Raw genomic sequence first — 21748 nt, 5'->3', positions numbered from 1 at the left:
ACGCATCGTCTACCCCGTGACGCGGAAAGTGGTCGGAGCGTTGGATCGTCGCGTCTCGAACCGGGACGAAGGGATGAAAAGCGGACTTAACGTCGGTCGGCCGCATCCGTCCAACGGCATGAAGCGAACGCCGTCGTCAACACCTGACACGGCCAACGCCGCTCTTACCGAGAAAGATTCCTATGCGAAGGCTCTCAACCTCAGCGCTGGCCGTTCTGGCCACCGTCATGACGTCGGCCGTCGCGGTGGCACAGACCCGCCCAGTGACACCGCCTCGTCCAAACCGCGTTGCCCAACCGACCAACGCCAATCGCGATAGTCAACCGCCTCGCCCCCGTCGCGCGGCCCCCGCTGGCCCGCTCGCCGGACCAGGCATGGGTGGCCCGGCGTCCAATCTGCTGCGGATGCGCGAACAACTCGAACTCACCGATGAGCAGGTGAAGAAGCTGGAAACGCTGCAATCGATACCGCGGCCTCAGCGCAACGAGGCCGACATGCTTCGGGCCCGCGCCGATCTCATGGATGCCACCAAGGGAGACATCAATCTGGAGAAGGCGCGAGCCGCGTTTGATCGCATGGCCCGCGTGCGCACCGATGAGCAGCTGGCCCAGTTGAAGTCACGGCAGGAGCTGCGCGGCGTGCTCAACCCCGCACAACGCGCCAAGCTCGATGCCATGGCCGGTCGCCTGCGAGATCGACGTGGCGCCGCCATGCGCGGTCGCGCCAATCAGCGCATCGGCCCGATGCGCGCCCCACAGTTTCGCGGGCAGCGTCCGGGACAGGGACGTGGCCAGTTCGGACCGGGCATGGGAAATCGGCGCGGCCCCAATGGCCCACCCAATGGTGCCCAGGGTTTTGAGCCGGGGATGAGGCAGGGGATGGGTCCAGGGATGGGTCAGGGTCCAGGTCAAGGACCGGGTCAGGGACCAGGTCAGGGTCAGGGCATGCGTCGGCGCTTGAACATGCCGCCATCTCCACCACCTGCGGACACCACGCGGTAAATCGCATTTGTCAGGACCGACGGGAGGCATGGCCAACGCTGTGTCTCCCGTCTCCCGTCTCCCGTCTCCCCTACCGCGCCACCGCCACCGCCGCAATCAACCTGATCAGCGCGTCCACGTCGCGCAGGTCGAGTACCTCGCCCGGCGCATGGGAGTATCTCCCGGGCCAAGACAGGCCGATGTTGGGCGCACCGTAGGGTGCGATGGCGCTGCCATCCGTTCCCCCGTGCGTCGTGCCCACTTGTACTGGAATGCCCTGCGCGTTGGCGATACGCAGAATGCGCTCGCGTTCGGCCCGCGGGGTGATGGCGCCATCGTCGAGTCCGCGCAGCACCGCACCACGTCCCAGTGGCAGGAAGGCGAACATCGGCGATTCCAACGGCGTGTCGGACGACACGAACGTGTCGATGCTGTAAATCCGCGTGAGGCTGCGGCCATGGTCGGCGCCGAAGGCACTGGCCCCCAGCAAGCCCCCTTCTTCTCGCGTGCTCCACACGAACACCACCTTGTGCGTCAGCGTGGCCGGGTCGATTCGCTTGAGCGCATGCAGCAACGCGGTCGAACCGGTTCGGTCGTCGCTGCCCCGACCGGTGAGTCGCGTGCCCGCCAGTCGTGTGGCGTGTTTATACGCCGTAATGGCCATGCCCACCCGCACCCCGCGCCACCAGCCCGGTGGAATCGGTGCCGAACCACGCCGTGAGCGCGTTGATGGGCTTGCTGCGCGCTGAATCACGCGGCACGAACACCCCTCGCAGCGATTCGGCCACATGACCGGAGGCGTCGCGATCGAAGTGCAGCATGGCCGGTTGACCCTCCCACGCGGTCGTCACCGCGCCGCCCCGACGCGCCAGCCGCACGCGACCGTCCGCGAGAATCGCTTCCACTTCGAAGGACACCTCGTCCATGTGCGCGATGAACGCGACCGAATCACGATCGGGGCCGACCGCTACGATCAGATTACCCGCGGTGTCGGTCGTGGCGCGCGACGCCGCCCACGCCAACGAAGAGCGCCGTGATGGCATCACGAACCCGCCATTCATGCCCCGGCACGCCGGCCAGGTCGGCAATCTCCAGAAACGTCTTCTCGGCAGCGTCGTACGCGTCGCGCCGCGTCGTGCGCACGGTCGCGGTATCAACACGCGGCGCGATCCACGGCACAACGGTATCCACACTTCCCGCAGCGACCAGTGCCGCGCGCATCACCGCGCGCGCATCATCGGCATGAATGGACTCCACCAGCGAGCCCGCGAAACGCACGCGCGGCACGACAACCTGCACACTGTCGCGCGACAAGCTGACAGGAAGCACACGGGCCAGACGTTGACGCGACGTGCCCAGTCGCAACGCCGGAATTGACGTGACGGCGGTTCGCGCCACATCACGGCCCTCGTCCAACAGCGTGATGGCGTCCACCGTGCCCAGACGCGCCAACACCGCGCTCAATCCGACCCAGCCGAAGCTGCGCTGCGTGGATAACACGAAGATCGTTTCGCCCGTGGGTACACGAGCGGATTGCGCCGCACTCGCCACGGCCGCACAGCTCGCGCGCGCACCGGCCGCCGGGCCCGAGGCATAGCCCTCATAGGTCCACACCGGACGAATCGCCACCACGGGATCGAGCAGCGCGACCCCCAGCGCCATGGCCTGTGCGCGTGACTCGACGCCCAGGTCTACCCAGAGTTGGTCGACAGTGACAATGGCGGTGTCGCCGCGATGTTGTCGCGCGAAGTGACCATTCGCGATAGCGACCACGCCGGTGACCGCGCCGCGCGCGGTGAGCACGCGAACCTGCTGTGCCTCGTGAAACTGATCCCACAGCGGGTGGCCGGGCACGCCCGCGCGATGCAGCCGCACCAATCCGTCGTCGGTGATTTGACTGACCACGAATCCCGGCACATCCATCGCGCACGCGACGACGCGACGCGGCGACCCGCTGCCAATGCGCTTGACGAGATTGCCGAACGCATCGCTGCGCCAACCGGGCAGAATTGGCGACAGCACCCGCTGGCCGAATGACTCACCACCGGGCGGCGCATCGACGTGAATCCACGCGGCAATCGCCGAAGCCGTCGACGCGCGTGCCGTCCGACATGACGCCGGATGGCGTGACCTGCGCCGCGGCGACTGCCGACGGGCGAGCAGCGAACGCACCAAGCGCCGCGAGCGCGACACCCACGTGAACCAACCAGGTGCTACGTCCCATCGCGGCGCTCCATGACAGTGGGTGATGACCGCACATGCCGCCGCGCGAATCCGGGCACGCGGCAGCACGGCGGGGAGAACTTACATCGCTTCGTCCGCGCTGGGGCCGTAGAGCCCCGGGACCGGCACGCCAACCAAACGGTAGTAAATGGTCAACTGCGCCCGATGGTGAATCATGTGGTTGACCACCATGCCGCGCAGTACCGCAATGCGCGGCATCGCCATCAGCACCTCGTCACCGTTCTTCATCGTCCACGTCTCCATCATCTGCGCGTCGGTGGCCTCGGCCAACGCGGCCGTGAAGCCCGCCATCCGTTCATCGAATTGCGCCACGAAACCGGCAGCGGTAGTCGGCACTGGCGGACCCGGTGGGAACGGGACGGCAAAGTCGAGCACATCCTGCTTGAGCGTGATCACCCCCCACATGGGGAAGTCGGTGGTGGTTGGCCAGCTTCTGCAACGGCCACGACTTGGGATGCGGTGTGAAGTCGAGATGGTCGGCGGGGACGCGCTCAAGCATGCGACGCGTTTGGGCGATCTCGTGATCGAGATCTGCCAGGACACTCTGGGCGATGGACGATGACATGGGTCGGAGAGGTGGTGATGAAGGGGACTGCTCGGCGCCAGCGAGCCACGTCGCTCGGCGTGTCCAAGTCGAAACTACCGTGCCGAAGAAAAACCGAAAGAGTGTCGATGGAAAAAAGACTTTTTGGCCCCTCGATCCCCGTGAGTGATCGCAGTAGGGCCCAGTCTGCTTTCGGGAAGAGCGCCGGAATGCCAAGAACCATGTCACCGCCCGCGAGTTCATAGCGGGAGGCAATTATCGATGAATGATCCGGTGAATGATCTGATGATGTATCGATTATGGCGCGAAAATGCTCTGAGTTAACAGTTGGCATGTCGCAGGCGGCGATCAGAACAGCCTCAGCCGCCGCCGCTTTGGATTCCGCCCATTCCACGGCGCATCGGATCGACGACCCCATACCTTCGGTCCAGACTGCGTTGTGAACCACAGTAACGCCGAGCGCACGAACCGCCGCTGAGACTGCCTGGTCTTGAGCTCCCGTGACCACCAAGACCGGGGAACAGCCCGCCTCCAGCAGCGCGATCGCGGCGCGCGCCACCAGCGGGCGTCCCGCGTCGTCAACCAGCAACTGCTTTGGCGAGCCAAGACGGCGCGATTCGCCGGCCGCCAAAACCACTCCGGCGATACGGGCCGCCGTCACGGTGCAGTGTGCGGCGTTGGGGTGCGCGTGTGGATAGGACTGTGCCGCTCGAAGCGATCCGCCCGGGCGGCCATGCAGAATCGCCTCGATTTCGGCGATAGCCGACAGTGCAATCGACTCGGGACTCGCCCCAGATCGAGTCCGATCGGTGCGTGCAGTCGCTGTTCCATTCGCGCCGTGATCTCGGGCCCCGGTCCGCAACGATTCCGCCAGTTGTGCGGCCGGCTGGCGCGACCCCAGCACGCCGACATACCCCAGCGGTAGCGGCAACAGCCGCTCAGCCATTCGGCGTCGATCGCAAATTGATGGAGAGCAGCGCCACGGCGGTCCGTGAATCGCGCGATACGTGAGCGATCCCGTCGTCGGCCCGAGCCACAATCCGCGCTACCCGTTCCGGCAGCGAGACGGACTCCACCACAAATGGACGATGATCGACCAGCGTGACGCGCCATCCCAGTGTGTGCGCGATCGCGGCGAAGGCCTCCGCGCCTCGACCTGCACCGACGAGGACCAGCGACACCGGCGGCACCAGCGGGTCGACCAGACAGCGCAGCGTCTTGTCGAATACCTGGACCGCACCCTGGGTCGGGTGCGCCGTAAGTCGCGCCGCATTCATCAGAGGGATGGCGGCATCGCGAAGCGCAGCGCGCACGCGTGCCACTCGCCGGTGCCTCCGGCGGCCGTCTCCTCAAGCACGGTGATCAGCGCGCCTTCCTCGCGCGCATCGCGAATGGCACACGCCCGCTCCAACCACGACAAATCACCCAGCGGTTCCAGCAGCAGATGGGCGACACCGTCACACATCGCGCCAAATCCCCAAATGGCCTGCAGGTCGTCCCGGAGATCGTACGTGAGTCGCCGAGGCACCCCCGATGCACACACGGCGGCGGCTTGGGCGGCGACATCCCCCTCCAGACAACCGCCGCTGACCGCTCCGGCCAGCACGCGCCCGTCCGCATCCACCAAGAGACGCGCCCCCGGCTGTCGATATGAGGACCCGTCCACGGCGTGCAGCGTAGCCAGTGCCAGCGGCACCAGCGGCCGTTCGGCCCGGGCCCGTCGGGCCGCGCGCGTCAATTCATCGAGTCCCGACATGATGCAGGAAAGTATGGCGGGCACCCCCGCCGAAGGCGATAGCCGAAGGCGATAGCCGGGCCAGCCCGCAGGCTACGCGGTGCGTGAAAGCAAGCACCCACTTGCCAGCAAGCATGTACTTGCATTACCCTCTGAGCATGATCGAAGACCATCGACACCGGATTCTGCACGCCGCCGCCCGGGTGTATGCCCAGCACGGATGGCGCGGGGCGACCACGCGCCGCATCGCTGAAGAGGCGGGCGTCAACGAAGTCACGATCTTTCGGCAGTTCGGCTCGAAGGATGCGCTGCTCGAGATCGCCATGCGGGAGTGCGCGCGTCTGGAACAGGATGCAACACTGCCCCACGAGCCCGCGCACCCGGAACGCGAGTTGTATCACTGGATTCATGCGCACCACGCCTCGTTGTCGAACATGCGGGACATCGTGCGCCAGATGATGAGCGAGGCGGCGGAGCGTCCGGAAACGGCGATCTGTGCGGCCGAGGGGCCCAGCGGGGCGTTTGCCCAACTGCGGCAGTATGTCGTCCAGTTGCGGCGCCACGGATGGATCAGCGAGCCGGAAGAGACGCGTCCCGGTGATGTCCGCGGCGCCGTCACCATGCTCATGGGTGCCATCTTCGCCGACGCCATGAATCGGGAGATCATGCCGGCCATGTTCCCGCAAACGGTCGACGACTCCCTGCACGCGTACGTTCGCATCTTTCTGCGCGGTATCGGCGTGTCGTCGGAACCAACGCCGTCTGTCAAACGTACGCCTCGACGCCCTATCAGCATTTCCACTTCGACCGCCGAATGATGGCCAGATCCTTTCCACCCTCGTGTTGCTGTCGCTCGCACTGTCACCGGTTGCCTTGCGTGCACAGTCCGGCAGTACGGCCGGCGCGCCAATGGTGCTCTCGTTGAACGATGCCATTCGACTGGCCACGGGTACCAGCGAACAAGTCGCGCTGTCGCGGGCGGGCGAACAGCGCGCGCAGGGTCAGCAGCTGCAGGCGCGATCCGCCCTGTTGCCACAGGTGTCCAGCACGCTCAACTGGCAGAAGCAACTGCAGAATCAGTTTGCGGCCATCTCGAAGCGCGCCAGCAACGGCACAAGTGGCGGAAGCTCGGAAAGTGACACGTCCGCCGCCGGCAATGCGACCTCGTCCATCACGCGAATCTTCGCGTCGGAATACAATTTCAATCTCGGCCTCACCGCGTCGCAGCCACTCTACACCGGGGGGCGGGCCACCGCCAACATTCGCGCCGCACGGGCCGGACGCGAGTCGGCGGAGATTGGCATCACCAGCGCGCAAGCGCAGGCGCAGCTGGACGTGACGCAGGCCTACTACGATGCGTTGCTGGCCGATCGGTTGTTGACCATTTCCGATTCAACGCTGGTACAGGCCGAGCGCACCTTGCGACAGGTGCAGCTGACACGCAGCGTCGGGTCGACGTCTGAGTTCGAGTTGATCCGGGCACGCGTGACGCGCGACAATCAGCGGCCCGGCTGGCTGCAGGCGCGCACCGCGCGCGATCTCGCCTACGTGCGACTGCGCCAATTACTCAACCTCGACGCCGAACGGGCGGTCGCGCTCACCGACAGCATCGTTGAGGCGCCCCTCGCATCGGTGGTCGCGTCGACCGCACCGATCACCACCGTGAACGTGGCGGCAGCGGACGTGCTCGCGATCGATCCCGCCGTGCAGGCGCGCGTGGCCCGCACGCTGGCCACCAGCGATACCGGCGCGTCCGGGCGAGCTCCGGTGCGCCAGGCACTCAAGGGCGTTGAAGTGGCGCAGCAGCAGCTGCGCGCCACGCGCGCGCAGCGGCTGCCATCGCTGGCCGCCACCACCAACTATCAGCGGCTGGCCTATCCCACCAACGTGTTGCCCAGGAGTCTCGCCGACTTCTTCCCCAATTGGACCGTCGGCATCGGGCTCTCGTATCCCATTTTCACCGGTGGACGCATCCGCGGCGACATCCTGGCTGCCGAAGCCTCGGTGATCGAGGCGCAGCAGCGACTGCGACAGGCGCAGGAAGGTGCGGCGCTCGATGCCCGGTCGTCCACCGCGAAGCTGACCGAGGCGGAAGCCTCCTGGCAGGCCAGCGTGGGCACGGCCGAACAAGCGCAACGCGCGTACGAGATCGCGGAAGTGCGTTTCCGCGAAGGCATCTCCACGCAGTTGGAACTCTCTGAAACACGCGTCCAGTTGCAGCAGGCGTTGGCCAATCGCGCCTGGGCCGCGCGTGATCTGCAGGTGGCCCGCAAGCGACTCGAGTTGCTGCGCGATCTTCCATTGTCTTCCGGCTTCACTCCGTCAACCAGTTCGAATCCATGATGACCACGACGCGCCGGATGGCGCCCACTGCTACATCGATCGCGCTGCTGGCCAGCGCGCTCATGCTTGGCGCCTGCAACAAGGCCAAGGAAGCTGTTGCCACGACGGCCGCCACCGCGCAGACCATCGGCCCCGACAACATCGCCGTCGCGACCACTGATACCTTGCGCAGCGGTCCGGCCATCTCGGGCACGCTGGTGGCCGACCGCGAAGCGCGCATTCGCGCCGAGATTGGCGGCGCCGTGCTGCACACGTATGTTGACGCCGGTCAGCGCGTGGCGGCGGGAACGCCGTTGGCACGCATTGATGACGGTGTGCTGCAGGATGCCGCATTGTCCGCACGCTCCAATGTCACGCAGGCCACCGTCGGCGCCGATCAGGCCGCGCGGGAATTGAAGCGCGCGAAGACGTTGGTGGCGGCTGGTGCCATTGCGGAACGTGATGTCGAAGGCGCCGAGCGGGCCAACGTGTCGGCGCAGGCGCAACTGGCCGACGCCAATTCGCGTCTCAGCACGATGGAGAAGAACCTGCGCAACGCCACCATTCGCGCGCCGTTCGCGGGCATTGTGGCGGAGAAATCGGTGAGTCCCGGTGACATTGTCGCACCCGGTGCGGCGCTGTTCACGGTGATTGATCCGCGCAGCCTGAAGGTTGAGGCGTCGGTGCCGACGTCGGCACTGGCCGATGTGCGCGTGGGCGCGCCGGTGATGTTCACGGTGAACGGGTCGGACCGTCAACTGGAGGGACGCATCACCCGCGTGAGCCCGATGGTGGATCCGCAAACGAAGCAGGTGAGTCTGCTGGCCACCGTGCCCAATGCGCAGAATGCGCTGGTGGCGGGACTGTTCGTGGAAGGTCGTATTGCTGCCGAGAAGCGCATCGGGATCCTGGTGCCTGAGAAAGCCGTTGATCAAACAGGCATTGTGCCGATCGTGATGCGCCTCAAGGGCGGCAAGGTGGAACGCGTGGAAGTGCAGGTGGGCGTGCGCGACGAGGGCGCGGAAACGCTGGAGATCCGTTCGGGACTGGCCGGCGGCGACACGGTGTTGCTGGGTGCCGCACGCGGGATCTCGGTGGGATCGTCGGTGGTGGTGTCGTCACCAAAAGACGCACCGGCGGCGCCGGTCAAGAACAACTAGGCCGACGGTCCGTCAGCCACAGGCACACACGGGATATCCATGTTCATTTCAGATTTTGCGATCAAGCGTCCGCTCATCACGGTCGTGTCCATGCTGGCGCTGGCGGGATTCGGACTGGTCGCGCTGTTCCGACTGAAGACCGACGAGTTTCCGGTGGTGCAGCCGCCGGTGGTGCTGACCACCATTGTGTATCCCGGTGCCGGACCCGAGCAGGTGGAACGTGAAGTGCTTGAGCCCATCGAGGAAGCCATTCAGGCCATCTCGGGCGTGAAGAGCATTAACGGCGAGGCCCGGGACGGTTTCGCGCAGATCACCACCGAGTTCGAATTTTCCAAGCCGTTGCAGGATGCCACACAGGAGATTCGCGACGCCATCGGCACCAAACGGCAGGACCTGCCGCAGGAGATGGAAGAGCCGATCCTCCGGCGCTTCAATGAGACCGACGCACCGATCGTCACGCTCTCGGTGTTTTCCACGTCGCTGACCCCGGCGCAGTTGACGCTCATCGCCGATCCGGGCATCACGCGGGAACTGCGTTCGATTCCCGGGGTGGCCGACGTGAAAGTCACCGGCGCGGTGAAGCGCGAACTCACCATCAATCTCGACCCGCAGCGGCTGCAGGCGGCCGGCGTGAGCGTGCCGCAAGTGGTGCAGGCGCTGCAGCAGGGGAATCTGGCCGTGCCGGTGGGCCGGGTCACCAGCGCGCTGGACGAACGCACCATTCGCCTGCAGGGCCGCTTGAACGGGCCGCAGGATTTCATGCAGCTGGTGGTGGCCGAGCGCGGCGGCAATGTGGTGCGACTTGGCGATGTCGCGACGGCCGCCGACGGCACCGAAGAGCAGCGCACCATTGCGCTCTACAACGGCAAGGACGCCGTTGGCATTGAAATCAAGAAGACCAGCGAGTATTCGACCACCGCCGTGGCGGAAGCGATCTTGAAAAAGGTCGAGCAACTGACGCCTGCGCTGCCTGCCGGCGCGCAGATCAAGGTGGTCAAGAACAAGGGGCTGCGCGTTGAAGATTCGGTGCGGAACGTCCAGGAGGCGCTGATCGAAGGGGCGCTGCTCACCGTGCTCGTCGTCTTCCTGTTTCTCAATTCGTGGCGGTCCACGGTGATTACCGGTCTCGCCCTTCCGGTGTCAGTGCTGGCCAGCTTTGTGGCCGTGTGGGCCTTTGGGTTCACGCTCAATACGATGTCGCTGCTGGGGCTATCGCTGGCCATCGGCATTCTGATTGACGACGCCATTGTGGTGCGCGAGAACATCGTGCGGCATATCGAGATGGGGAAAGACCATTACACGGCCGCGCGTGAAGGCACCGACGAAATCGGCTTGGCCGTCGCGGCGACGACGTTTTCCATCATCGCCGTGTTCGTGCCCATTGCCTTCCTGCAGGGTGTCTCCGGCCAGTGGTTCAAGCCATTCGCCCTCACCATCGCCTGCTCGGTGCTGGTTTCGCTGTTCGTGTCGTTCTCGCTCGATCCGATGCTCTCGGCGTACTGGCCTGACCCGCATCAGGAAGAGCATGAAAAGGCGTGGATCACGAAGAAGCTCGACAAGTTCAATCTCTGGTTCAACGGCTTGGCCAATGGCTACCGCCGTGTGGTCGGGTGGGCCTTGGATCATCCCAAGTCGATGGTGTTCCTGGCCGTGGCCAGCTTCGCCATCGCCCTGTCCATGCCGGCGCTCGGCCTGGTGGGTGGCGGATTCTTCCCGCTGGAAGACAATGCCGAAGTGTCGCTAACCGTCGACGCGCCTCCGGGCGCCAATATCGACTACTTGCGCCAGAAAACCGGCGAGACGCTCCGGTTGGTGGAGAAGTATCCGGAAGTGAAGTACACGTTCGTCACGGCAGGTGGCGCCAGCGGGGCCGTGGACAAGGCCAGCATCTATGTGAAGCTCAGTACGAAAGCCGAGCGTCGGGCGATTGGGCAACGCGGCGCCGAGGAATTGGCGGCGCAGATGCGCGACGACGTGAAGAGCATCGGCGGCGCCGACGTGGCGGTATTCACCAACGACTTCTCGGGTGCGCAAAAACAGATCTCACTGGAGTTGCGCGGCAGCGACAAGGCGGCGCTCCAATCGGTGGCCAATCAGTATCTGGCGGCCGTGAAGGCCGCGCCGGGTGCGGTAGACGTGGGCCTCAGCACCAAGGGACAGAAGCCGGAGCTCACGGTGGAGATCGATCGCGGACTGGCCGGCGCGCTGGGGCTGAGCATTGGCCAGGTGGCGCAGGCCATTCGTCCGGCATTTGCCGGCCTCGATGCCGGCGACTGGGTCGATCCCACCAATCAGACGCGCAAGGTCATGGTGCGCCTCTCACCGGAAGCGCGCGCCCGTGGCTCCGACCTGGCGTTGTTGCCCATTGCCATTGGCACGGGCCCCAACGCGCAACTGATCCCGTTGCAGCAGGTGGCGCGCATCAAGAGCAACCTCGGACCGGCCATCGTCAATCATCTCAATCGCGACAACGTGATCAAGGTGGAGGCGAACTTCGCCGGACGGTCACTCACCGAAGTGATGAAGGATATCAACGCGAACACGGCGAAGATCCCCATGCCGCCGGGGGTGCAGCTCTCCACGGGCGGGCAGGTCGAGCAGCAGCAGGAGGTGTTCACCAACATCTTTGTCGCGCTCGGTGTCGCCATTGCGCTCATGTACCTGATTCTGGTGGTGCAGTTCGGTTCCTTCCTCGATCCCATCGCCATCCTCATCTCGCTGCCGCTGTCGCTGATTGGCGTGATGGGTGCGCTGGCCATCACGGGGCACACCATCAACCTCATGAGCCTGATCGGCGTGATCCTGTTGTGCGGCATCGTGGCCAAGAACGCCATTCTGCTCATCGATTTCGCCAAGTGGGCGCGCGAGCGGAACGGCATGCCGTTGCGGGAGGCGCTGATCGAGGCGGGCGCCATCCGGTTGCGTCCCATTCTCATGACCACGTTCGCCCTCATCGCCGGCATGATCCCGGTGGCGCTGGGACGAGGCGAAGGCGCGTCATTCCGCGCGCCGCTGGGCGTGGCGGTGATTGGCGGCGTGATCACGTCAACCGTGCTGACACTGCTGGTCATCCCCACGTTCTACGAAATCTTCGACAACATGCGGAGCTGGTTCGCGCGGCGCGTGGGCATGACCCCCCCGCACACCGGACAGTTCCGCGCGATCGAGCCCGTGCCAAGCATGGGCGACTAGACGGCGTGCGCGGGGCCTCCGCTAGATTGACAGCATGATGACTCCCGTCCGCCTGCTTTCCTTTGCCATCGTGGCTGTCACGGCCGTGTCGGTTGGCAGTTGGTCGGACCTCAACTTCATCGAGGCGCTGGCGGACAGCTTCTGGACCTACGCGCTGTTGGGGTTGTCGGCCATTGTCATTGAGGAACTGTCACCGGTGTTCGGTGGCATCGCGGCGCACGAAGGCGAATTGCAGCTCATTCGCGTGATTGTCGGCATCACACTGGGCGGCTGGCTGTGTACATCGGTGTTGTATGCGGCCGGGCGCGTGAAGTGGGACTGGATTCGCAAACGCTTCCCGCGATTCCGCGCGGCGGGTACGGTGGCGTTGCGTGTGGTGGCGCGGAATCCGCTCACGGCGTCGTTCCTGGTGCGCTTCGCGTTTGGATTGCGCATTGTGCTGCCGTTGGCGTGTGGTGCGGCGCGCGTACCTCTGGCCACGTATCTCGCGGCGTCGCTCCTGGGGTCGGCACTCTGGACGCTGGTGTTCGCGCTTATCGGCTACGCCGCTGGTGAGGCCGCTGTGCGCGCCGTGGGCCATGTCGGGCGGGCCGGCGAGATCATTGGTGCGCTCGTCGTCACGGCCGCGGTGTATGCGTTTATTCGCTGGAACCGCGTGCGGCGCGCGAAGAAAGATGAGCGGAAGCGGCGGAAAGCGATGTCTACATCCGAGACATGACCAGCACTTCAATGCCCACCAGGCACGCCAACGCCAGGCTGTGCCAGAACACATACCGCAGAATCTCCCCTTCCTGACCTTGCTGTCCCGTGGCCACACCGGCCACGACAATGCTCTGCGCGTCGATCATCTTGCCCATCACGCCACCCGAACTGTTGGCGGCCGCAGCCAGCAGCGGCGACACCCCAACCTGATTGGCCGATATCTGCTGCAGGTTGCCGAACAACACATTGCTTGACGTGTCGCTCCCCGTGAGGGCGACACCCAGCCAGCCCAGCAGCGGCGAGAAGAACGCGAACAGCATGCCCGTTTGCGCAAACGCGAGGCCCATGGTGGCGTCCAGTCCGCCGTATCGCGTGACAAATCCCAGCGCCATCATCGCCGCAATGGTCACCAGAGACACGCGCACCTTGAGCAGCGTCTGCCAGTAGGTGCGCGCAATCGCGCTCACGTTCATGCCGAGCAGTGCGCCCGATAGCAGGCCGGTGAGCAACAGTGCCGTGCCGCTGGCCGACAGCCAGTTGAGTGTGAAGATCGCGTCTTCGGCCTTGGCTACGGCCACCACGGGCGGCGTGCGCAGCACCGCTTGATGCAGATACGGCACGGTGAAGGTCATGATGGACTGCGCATTCAACCATGCCTTCACGCTGGGGAATCCCCACGTGAACAGCAGCACGGACAGAATGCCCCACGGCATCCAGGCGCGCAGCACCTGTCGCGGCGTGTGTTGCGGCACTGCGGACGGTGTCAGTGCGCTCGGCAACGCGGACGACTCGCCCGGAAACCGCCACACGGTGCGTGGCTGCCAGAATCGCAACAGCACCAGCAGTGACACGATGGACGTGAGCGACGCGCCAATGTCCACCAACGTCGGACCGAAGTGATTGCTGATGAAATACTGCATGGCGCCAAAGCTCACGCCGGCCACCAGACACGCTGGCCATACCTCCTTCACGGAACGCCATCCGGCCATCACCCAGATGAGCCAGAACGGAATGATCATGGCAAAGAGCGGCAGTTGTTTGCCAACCATGGCGCTGAGGTCATTCAATGGCAAATGTGTCACACCGGCCAGTGCGATAATGGGCGTACCCAGCGCACCAAATGCCACCGGAGCCGTGTTGCCGATGAGTGACAATCCGGCCGCGGGCAGCGGCTTGAATCCCAACCCAATCAGCATGGCGGCCGATATCGCGACCGGCGTGCCGAATCCGGCGGCGCCTTCCACAAAGGCGCCAAAGCAGAACGCCACCAGCAACACCTGGATACGACGATCTTCCGCGATACCCACTACGGAATGCCGCACGATGTCGAAGCTTCCTGTTTCCACCGTGATCGCGTACACGAAAATGGCGTTGAGCACGATCCACCCAATGGGGAAGAGACCGTACAACGCGCCGTCGCCCGCAGCGGCCAGCGCCAGCGGTAGCGGCATACCGAACACGGCGATGGCGACCGCCATCGCCGCGGCAAGACCCGCCAGCGCGGCCAGGTGCGCGCGCACATGCCAGAGGCCGAGCAGGCCAAGCAGCACGACCACGGGAAGTGCGGCAATCAGCGCCGAGGGGAGCAGACTGCCCAACGGCATGTAAACCTGCGACCAGGGAGTTGGCATCTCGCTAATGTGGCGCCGCGCCACGCGTCACGCGATACTCAGGTGACCCCTTGGCCGAGGACTGCAATTGGAGTTCGTATCAAGTCTGGACTGGAATCCGGAACGCCCGCGCATTCTCGTCGCGGCCTGTTCCGATGGCCGTTTGCAGGAGGCCACGGACGACTTCCTGTCCCGTCACCTGGGCATTCAGCACTACGATCGCCTCTACGCACCGGGCGGCGCGGGCGCACTGTGTCCGAGCGGTCGTGATTTCATGCGCGCGCACGCGTTGCAGGGAGAATGCCGGTATCTGGTTGCCGCCCACGGCGTCGAACAGCTGATCCTGCTGTTCCACGGGCCCGCGCCGGACGGTCCCACCGAATCCATCTGCGCCGACTACCGTCGCAAACAGCCCTGGGCCACCGATGCGCAAATCCGCGCGCAACAGGAAAAGGACACCGAGGAACTGCTGGCCGAACGGTGGCAGTGGTCCGGCAAGGCCAAGGTGTCCATCTATCGGTGCGAAGTGGGGAGCACCGGTGGGCTGCAGTTTGTCACACTGCACCTCGATCTGGACGCGCCCAAGGTTCGGTAGCGTACGCCGCGGCCGCTCGCAGTTCCCGCCACACCGCTTCAACATGCGCGCGCTCGGTCCGGATATTCCCGATGGCCAGTCGTAATGTGTACTTGCCGTTGAGCTTCGTGTGCGACAGGTACGCCGTGCCACCCGCGTTCACGCGTTCCATGATAGCCGCATTGATGCGTGCCAACTCGTCTTCGCTGGCACCGGCCGGCGCATACCGAAAGCATACCAGCGACAACGGCACCGGCGCGGTGAGTTCCCATCCGCCTTCAAAGTGCACCATGCCGGCAAACTCCCGCGCTAATTCGCAATGAACACGAATACGCTCGGCCAATCCATCCGCACCAAACGCACGCAGCACCATCCATAACTTGAGTGACCGAAAGCGGCGTCCCAGCTGTATCCCGTAGTCCATCAGGTTCACCACATCGTCCTGCCCCTTGGTAACCAGATACTCGGGCAACAGGGCAAACGCCTGCCGCAGTGCGTCGGGTCGCTTGGTGTACAGCACGGAACAATCCATGGGTGTGAACAACCATTTGTGCGGGTTCACCACCAGCGAATCGGCGCCGTCCACACCGTCCATGAGATAACGCAGCTCGGGCACAATGGCCGCCGGCCCGGCGTACGCCGCGTCCACATGCACCCAGCAGTCGAACATCCTGGCAATGCGCACGATCTCCGGCACTGGGTCGATGCTGGTCGTGCTGGTCGTACCGACGCACGGCACAACGGCAATCGGTCGACGGCCCGCCGCGACATCGGCGCGCATTGCAGTCTCGAGTGCATCAGGACGCATGCGGAATTGCTCGTCGGCCGGAATCTTGACCAGGTTGTCGTGGCCAAGTCCCAGTGCAATGACCGCCTTGTCGATGGACGAGTGCGCGTGTTCGGAGCAATACACGCGCAACACCGGCAGGTCGGTGCGCGCCGCCATGCCGCGCGCGCGAATGTCGAGTCCCGCCGTTTCGCGCGCCGCGGCCAACGCGTAGAACGTGCTCACCGAAGCGGTGTCGGTGATCTGCCCAAACCAACCGTCGCCCAGCCCCATCAGCTGGCGCAGCCAATCCAGCGTGACCTGCTCCAGCTCCGTGACGGCCGGACTCGTCACCCACAACATGCCGTTGGCATTCAGCCCTGCCGTCAACAGCTCGCCGACAATGGCCGGATACGCTGCGGAATTGGCGAAGTAGGCGAAGAACGACGGGTTATTCCAATGCGTGATGCCCGGCACAATCGTGCGATGAAAATCGTTGAGCATCGCTTCCAACGGTTCGCCGGTGGTGGGCGCCGACGCCGGGAGCGCATTCCGGATATCGCCGGGCCGCGCGCGACTCTTGACCGGGTACTGCCCCGGATGCTCCAGGTAATCGGCAATCCAGTCCACGGCGGCATGGGCCGCGGCGCGGAACTCCTCGGGCGACAGATCGCCGGTGATCGGGGCATCAGGCATGCGACAAGGTTGCGCGGGTCGCGCACAATCTCCAGCCCCCCTTCCGGTCACGGCCTTCACACGCGAAATCCTTCAGGTCCCTTTCGCCCGAGAATTCCGTGAAACGTGTGTTGCTTCTGCTGGCCAGTGGGTTGGTGCTGCTCCTGGCCGTCATGGTGGTGCGTACCCTCCGCGTACCCGCCCCCGCCCCCATCGCAGCGGCCGCCACCGCACCCGCGGTCACCGTCGATTCCGCCCTGGCCGCGCAGCGACTGTCCGGCGCCGTGAAATTCGCCACGGTGTCGATGGCGTCCGGCGCGCCCATCGACACGGTCGCGTTTCTGGGGTTTCACGATTTCCTCGAACGCGCGTTTCCCTTGGTGGCTCGCACGCTGCTCCGCGAAAAGATCGCGGGTTTGAGCCTGGTCTATACGTGGACCGGCACCGACACGAAGGCCGCGCCCGTCGTCATCATGGGACACATGGATGTCGTTCCAGTCCCGGAGTCGAATCTCAAGGACTGGACGCACGGCCCGTTTTCCGGTGATGTGGCCGACGGATTCGTGTGGGGACGTGGCACACTGGACGACAAAACCACCGTGCTGGCGTCGCTCGAAGCGGTGGAGGGTTTGCTCGCGCAGGGCTACACCCCACCGCGCACCGTGTATCTCACCTTCGGACACGACGAAGAGGTGGGTGGGCTCTACGGCGCGCGCACGATCGTTGATTCCCTGGTGGCACGCGGTGTGAAACCGGCCATGGTACTCGACGAGGGCGGTATCATGACGTCGGGGTTGGTGCCCGGCGTGGCCGGTCGATCGGCGGTGGTGGGGATTGCCGAGAAGGGATACGTGTCGTTGCGATTGCGGGCGACCGCCATGGGTGGGCATTCGTCCATGCCGGGCGCGCGCACTGCCGTGGGCGCACTCAGTCGCGCCATCGCGGCGTTGGAGTCGAATCCGTTTCCGTATACCATTGACGGACCAACCCGCGGCATGCTGGATGCCATGGCGCCGTATCTGCCATTCGCGCAGCGTCTGGCGATGGCCAACCTGTGGATCACCACGTCGGTGGTCATCAAAACGCTCAAGGCCACGCCCTCCAGTGCGGCGATGATGCACACCACCACGTCTCCCACCATGCTATCGGCGGGGATCAAGGACAATGTGCTGCCGCCGGACGCGACCGCCGTGGTGAACTTCCGCATCCGACCCGGCGAAACCGTGGCCACCGTGACGGAGCGCGTGCGGTCGGTCATTCACGACACGCTGATCAGCGTGGAACCCACCGATAGCGCCCGGGTCGATCCGTCTCCGGTGTCGGACACGAAGTCCACCGCGTATCGATTGATCGAGTCGACGATTCGCACCATGGCGCCGGGCGAATCGATGCCGGTGCTGCCGTATCTGGTGGTTGGCGGAACCGATGCGAAGTACTGGGGGCCTCATTCCGCCAACGTATACCGTTTTCTGCCCATCCCCCTTGGCGACGGAGACTTCACGCGCATTCACGGCCTGAATGAGCGTCTGGCGGTGGCCGACTACGCCACGGCGGTGGGATTTTTTTCCCGACTGCTGAAAGGGCTGGACCAGCTCAAGTAGTCAGCCAGCACCTCACGGTGGCGCGAGGCGGAGCCCCCAGTGCACGCGCAAATATTCCTCCAGCACGGTCGCCGTGGCATCGCCGAATCGATCGCGATTGGTCGCGTTGTCGCGCACACCCGTGAAATTTGATTCGATCTGTACGCCGCAGATGTTGCCGTTGCTGGTGCCCCCCAAGGCCGAGGCACCACTGCCGCACGCGTGGCGCACCGTATTGTCGCCGCCGTTGAAGTAGTCGGCGCCATTCGGGCTGGGGTCGCCCCCACTCGGCAGGGCAGGGAATCCGTTGTTCGCGTACAGCGTGCCCAAGCTGGTTGGCCCACGTAACAGCGTGGCGAACGACAGGGGCGAAAACTCCGACAGCGTGCGAATGCTGGATACGTTCTCAAACGAGGCCGTCGCATCGAGCGCGGCATCCGTGCGATTGAGGTCGGCGTCGGCCAGTAGATAGCCAAGCTCCAGTCGCGGAATGGCATGGCCATGTCCGTGCATGTCCATGTACCATCCTTTGCCACTGGTCAGCAGCACCGCGCTCTTGGCAGTATTGATGAACCCGTGCCAGTCTTCAAGCGCTGCGGCGGCATCGGCGTTGCCGCAGTCGGCTTCGGGCGCAACTCGATTCGGGTCAAGCTTGCGACGCGACAACAGCGAGATGATGATGTGCGGGTAGGTGCCGAATCGCGCGAAGAAGCGCCGCTGCATGGCCCGCACCAACTCACCCGTATTGGTATCGGTGACTGTAGTGGCGGCACCGCCGCACGTGCTGGCGGTGCGGTCGGGAATGCTGCTGGGCACGAGGGTGCCGCCATGTGGCGCCGTGAGAATGACGGGCGCGTTCCCGGCGATGTACTCGATGTATCCATTGCGACCGAAGTACGATTGCCCGGCGACGTACCCGATCGGTCCCGGCACCGGCGGCGTGATGTCGATGGGCGAGGCGCCACCGCTGCACGACACGCTGGCGACGGCCAACGCCAGTCCCCATGCCGCGCGCACCCAACTCACCCCGGCAGGTCCTTCGGCATGGCGCGTCCCACGACAATGGTGATGTTGTCCGACCCGCCGTCGTCCAGCGCGTCCTGCAGCAGCTGCTCACACACCTGTTTCGCCGACGTCATGGTCGCCAGACGCTCCGCAATCTTTTCGTCGGACACATGCTTGGTGAGCCCGTCGCTGCAGAGCAGGTGCACATTGCGCCAACTGGCCCGCAGGCGCGTGACCACCGGGGTGGTGGTCTCACCGCCAATGGCGCTGGAGAGGACATTCGCCAATCGGGACCCGGCGGCGACTGCGCGGGTGAAAACGCCCTGATCGACAAGATCCTGCGCCAGCGTCTGATCGCGCGTGACCTGTGTCAGTACGGCGTCGCGATACAGGTAGTAGCGCGAGTCGCCCACCTGCAGCAGGTAGTACCAGGGCCATACACCAAGAAACAAGGTGAGCGTCGTGGCCATCGTGCGGCCGTCCGCTTCTGCGGCAGCCCGCGCGACGACGGCTTCGTGGCTCTTCATGGCGGCTTCCTGCAACTGCTCGATGAACTGCTCGTCGGACGCTTCGCCGCGATCGTAGCAGCGCATGCTGCTGCCCACGTAGTGCATCGCGTTCTCGAGCGCGGTCGCACTCGCCTTCTCGCCGCTTACCGCGCCTCCCACGCCATCGGCGATCATGGCCAGGAACGCCAATCGCTCGTCGTTGACCTCCAGTCGCGCGGCATCAGGGAGACTGGTTTGCAGCACATCCACCCGACGATGGATGGTCGCCAGCAGGAAGTGATCCTGATTGATCTCGCGCACCTTGCCGGTGTGCGTCAGGCCGTAGGTGTCGATCTCATCGTCACGGGGACGACGATCGGGGCTCAGTGTGATGTAGTCGGACATTGGCGGAACGCTCCAGGCAATCGGTACGTCGTGATGGCTGTGAATGGAAGCTAGTGGTGAGTGCTTCAGTCAGCGACGCCCCGGACGCGCCGGCGTGACCGGGAGCAGTCCCTGCTCCACCAGCGTTGGCGGTTTCCGCGAATGTGCGGACTGTTCCCACGCGTGCGCGATGCCTAACAGGGTGCCGTCAGTCCACGGGCGAGCGGAGAACTCCAGACCGAACGGTAGCCCGCTGCTGTAGAACCCTGCCGGCACGACGACGGCGGGCACACCAATCATGTTCACCCAGCTGGTCGCCGAGTGCGGCCCTTCGCTCACGCGACCATCTTGCGGCATCGTTTCATCGACCGGCGGCATCTGGATGGCCGGGTACACGTAGCCGTCGAGTTTGAGTCCATCGAGATTTGCCAGATACGCGGCTAGCATGGCACGCCGAGGTGCGTGGTACAAGCGATCCGCGTCCGCATCGGCTGCCAGCACGCGCTGATCAAGGTGCACACCGCCCATGTTCCGGAAGTTGTCCTCGGTGCCTATGGACGAAGTGAACAGCGGGGCGCCTACGGCCTTCTGGTAGTCCGCTGCCGAGTGATACTCTGCCGGACCGAAGGTGGCGAGAAAGCGATCGGTGCCATCCCGCATGTAGGCGTACGTGGACACGCGACTGGCCGTGCGCGCGAACGATGTTGGCAGCACACTGTCGCCGAAGACCACCTCGGCGCCCGCTGCCCGCAGTGCGTCAACCGCCTTCATGAACATGGCGCGTGTTTCCGGACGAAGCGCCATGTTGGCCGCCACACGAATTGACTCGGCTGCCGCGCCAGGCACGGAGACCGGAATGCCGTGGAAGGGCACACCATCTCCGGCCAGCACGAACGCCGGAACGCCAAACCGTTTTCCCTTGAGCGACGCGCTGTTGAGCGGTGGCTGATACGACGCCCGACGAACCGAATCCGGTGCATCGGCCGTGGGCGGATCCAGCGAGTCGGCGCCGGCCATGACCGCGAGCGCGATCGCCGCGTCGGTGACAGTGCGCGCGATGGGTCCGGTGTTGTCGAGCAGCCAGTCAAGCGGCGCGATGCCGGCGATGCTGACAAGACCGCGCGTGGGAAACACGCCAACCAGCGCGCTGGTGGCCGCCGGCATGCGAATCGAGTTGCCCGTGTCGGTCCCGTTGCCCAGCACCGCCATGTTGGCTGCGACGGCCGTCACGACGCCGCCGGATGAGCCGCCCGGTGAGAAGCGCACATCATACGCATTGCCGGTGCGGCCGAATGAACTGCCGCGATTAGTGTCGCTGTTGGCCAGGTCGGGCATGTTGGCCAACCCGACAATGATGGCGCCGGCCGCCTTCAGCTTTGCGACGACCGTGGCGTCTTTCGGTGCCACAAGTTCGTGGCCAGCGCGAGTGAATCCCTCCCAGCCCGCCGTCGTCACCTGGCCTTTCACGCTGGTGTTGGACTTGATGACAATCGGTACGCCCCAGAGAGGACCATGAGTTGTACCAGCCTGGTCCGCATCCTGACGCTCCGCCTCGGCCAGCGCCTCATCGCGCAACACCGTCTCAATGGCCCCATAGATGCCGTTGTAGCGATCGATGCGGTCGAGGTGCCACTGCACCACCTCCTTCACGGTGTACGTCCTGGCGTCGTACAGCGCGTGCAGGCGTGGCACTGTCACGTCCAGCAAATCGCGATCCATCGCGGCGGCGGGTGTTACCGCATTGGGTGCGCTCTGGCACGACGTTGCCAGGCCCAGCAGGGCAAGAG

The 21748-nt window shown here is 65.0% G+C and carries 20 protein-coding genes; 8 read left to right on the top strand and 12 right to left on the bottom strand.

All coding sequences use genetic code 11. The features are described 5' to 3' along the window. The first annotated feature begins 182 nt into the window (after positions 1 to 182). On the top strand, positions 183 to 1001 hold the full coding sequence (locus IPP90_04000) for a Spy/CpxP family protein refolding chaperone (protein MBL0169885.1): 819 nt from the start codon (positions 183 to 185) through the stop codon (positions 999 to 1001). 70 nt (positions 1002 to 1071) lie between these two features. Here IPP90_04000 and IPP90_03995 read toward each other — a convergent pair whose 3' ends face one another. The 7 genes from IPP90_03995 to IPP90_03965 all read right to left on the bottom strand — a co-directional run bounded on the left by IPP90_03995 (position 1072) and on the right by IPP90_03965 (position 5524). After that, positions 1072 to 1644: a M20/M25/M40 family metallo-hydrolase gene (locus IPP90_03995; GenBank protein MBL0169884.1), complete on the bottom strand. Its 573-nt coding sequence runs from the start codon at positions 1642 to 1644 to the stop codon at positions 1072 to 1074. Continuing rightward, on the bottom strand, positions 1625 to 2023 hold the full coding sequence (locus IPP90_03990; protein MBL0169883.1) for a hypothetical protein: 399 nt from the start codon (positions 2021 to 2023) through the stop codon (positions 1625 to 1627). The genes IPP90_03995 and IPP90_03990 overlap by 20 nt, the downstream gene beginning before the upstream one ends. Next, positions 1959 to 3173 carry a hypothetical protein gene (locus tag IPP90_03985; GenBank protein MBL0169882.1) on the bottom strand — a complete coding sequence of 405 codons (1215 nt, stop codon included), beginning with the start codon at positions 3171 to 3173 and terminating at the stop codon, positions 1959 to 1961. The genes IPP90_03990 and IPP90_03985 overlap by 65 nt, the downstream gene beginning before the upstream one ends. Before the next feature lie 111 nt (positions 3174 to 3284). Then, positions 3285 to 3629, bottom strand: coding sequence for a hypothetical protein (locus IPP90_03980; GenBank protein MBL0169881.1), 345 nt, complete (start codon positions 3627 to 3629; stop codon positions 3285 to 3287). A gap of 86 nt (positions 3630 to 3715) precedes the next feature. Further along, positions 3716 to 4714 (bottom strand): NTP transferase domain-containing protein, encoded by a 999-nt coding sequence (locus tag IPP90_03975; GenBank protein ID MBL0169880.1) that lies wholly within the window; start codon positions 4712 to 4714, stop codon positions 3716 to 3718. Then, the gene (locus tag IPP90_03970) at positions 4707 to 5081 is read right to left on the bottom strand and encodes a hypothetical protein (GenBank protein MBL0169879.1); all 375 of its coding nucleotides are present in this window, start codon (positions 5079 to 5081) and stop codon (positions 4707 to 4709) included. The genes IPP90_03975 and IPP90_03970 overlap by 8 nt, the downstream gene beginning before the upstream one ends. After that, complete coding sequence (locus tag IPP90_03965) at positions 5045 to 5524, bottom strand: XdhC family protein (GenBank protein ID MBL0169878.1); 480 nt, start codon at positions 5522 to 5524, stop codon at positions 5045 to 5047. The genes IPP90_03970 and IPP90_03965 overlap by 37 nt, the downstream gene beginning before the upstream one ends. A 137-nt stretch (positions 5525 to 5661) precedes the next feature. Here IPP90_03965 and IPP90_03960 point away from each other — a divergent pair, with 137 nt between their 5' ends. From IPP90_03960 to IPP90_03940, 5 genes are read left to right on the top strand one after another with little or no spacing between them, the layout of a single operon-like run. Beyond that, positions 5662 to 6321: a TetR/AcrR family transcriptional regulator gene (locus IPP90_03960; GenBank protein MBL0169877.1), complete on the top strand. Its 660-nt coding sequence runs from the start codon at positions 5662 to 5664 to the stop codon at positions 6319 to 6321. Between the two features lie 22 nt (positions 6322 to 6343). Continuing rightward, positions 6344 to 7846 carry a TolC family protein gene (locus IPP90_03955; GenBank protein ID MBL0169876.1) on the top strand — a complete coding sequence of 501 codons (1503 nt, stop codon included), beginning with the start codon at positions 6344 to 6346 and terminating at the stop codon, positions 7844 to 7846. Next, a complete protein-coding gene (locus tag IPP90_03950) occupies positions 7846 to 8985 on the top strand; it encodes an efflux RND transporter periplasmic adaptor subunit (GenBank protein ID MBL0169875.1) in 1140 nt (379 codons plus the stop codon). The genes IPP90_03955 and IPP90_03950 overlap by 1 nt, the downstream gene beginning before the upstream one ends. A 39-nt stretch (positions 8986 to 9024) precedes the next feature. Then, positions 9025 to 12177 carry an efflux RND transporter permease subunit gene (locus tag IPP90_03945; protein MBL0169874.1) on the top strand — a complete coding sequence of 1051 codons (3153 nt, stop codon included), beginning with the start codon at positions 9025 to 9027 and terminating at the stop codon, positions 12175 to 12177. 34 nt (positions 12178 to 12211) lie between these two features. Next, entirely contained in the window at positions 12212 to 12895 is a 684-nt protein-coding gene (locus IPP90_03940) for a DedA family protein (GenBank protein MBL0169873.1), read from the top strand. On the opposite strand, the gene IPP90_03935 is transcribed toward IPP90_03940, so the two are convergent. After that, positions 12879 to 14510, bottom strand: a complete 1632-nt coding sequence (locus tag IPP90_03935) for a lactate permease LctP family transporter (GenBank protein ID MBL0169872.1) — start codon at positions 14508 to 14510, stop codon at positions 12879 to 12881. The genes IPP90_03940 and IPP90_03935 overlap by 17 nt on opposite strands. Positions 14511 to 14577: 67 nt before the next feature. On the opposite strand from IPP90_03935, the gene IPP90_03930 reads away from it, so the two are divergent. Further along, complete coding sequence (locus IPP90_03930; GenBank protein ID MBL0169871.1) at positions 14578 to 15084, top strand: hypothetical protein; 507 nt, start codon at positions 14578 to 14580, stop codon at positions 15082 to 15084. Here the strand turns inward: IPP90_03930 and IPP90_03925 are convergent. Next, positions 15044 to 16525 carry an amino acid decarboxylase gene (locus tag IPP90_03925; protein MBL0169870.1) on the bottom strand — a complete coding sequence of 494 codons (1482 nt, stop codon included), beginning with the start codon at positions 16523 to 16525 and terminating at the stop codon, positions 15044 to 15046. The two genes, IPP90_03930 and IPP90_03925, sit on opposite strands and share 41 nt — an antisense overlap. Positions 16526 to 16677: 152 nt before the next feature. Here IPP90_03925 and IPP90_03920 point away from each other — a divergent pair, with 152 nt between their 5' ends. Then, positions 16678 to 18105, top strand: coding sequence for a M20/M25/M40 family metallo-hydrolase (locus IPP90_03920; GenBank protein MBL0169869.1), 1428 nt, complete (start codon positions 16678 to 16680; stop codon positions 18103 to 18105). A 12-nt stretch (positions 18106 to 18117) separates the two neighbouring features. Here IPP90_03920 and IPP90_03915 read toward each other — a convergent pair whose 3' ends face one another. From IPP90_03915 to IPP90_03905, 3 genes are all read right to left on the bottom strand, one after another. Then, positions 18118 to 19110: a hypothetical protein gene (locus IPP90_03915; protein ID MBL0169868.1), complete on the bottom strand. Its 993-nt coding sequence runs from the start codon at positions 19108 to 19110 to the stop codon at positions 18118 to 18120. Next, positions 19107 to 19982: a serine/threonine-protein phosphatase gene (locus tag IPP90_03910; protein MBL0169867.1), complete on the bottom strand. Its 876-nt coding sequence runs from the start codon at positions 19980 to 19982 to the stop codon at positions 19107 to 19109. The genes IPP90_03915 and IPP90_03910 overlap by 4 nt, the downstream gene beginning before the upstream one ends. A gap of 69 nt (positions 19983 to 20051) precedes the next feature. Further along, positions 20052 to 21680: an amidase gene (locus IPP90_03905; GenBank protein MBL0169866.1), complete on the bottom strand. Its 1629-nt coding sequence runs from the start codon at positions 21678 to 21680 to the stop codon at positions 20052 to 20054. Positions 21681 to 21748 lie beyond the last annotated feature (68 nt).

The sequence above is a fragment of the Gemmatimonadaceae bacterium genome (genome assembly GCA_016720905.1).
In the GTDB taxonomy this organism is placed as follows: Bacteria; Gemmatimonadota; Gemmatimonadetes; order Gemmatimonadales; family Gemmatimonadaceae; genus Gemmatimonas.
The sequence above is the reverse complement of the archived record's forward strand: the minus strand, read 5'-3'. Positions and strand labels throughout refer to the sequence as shown.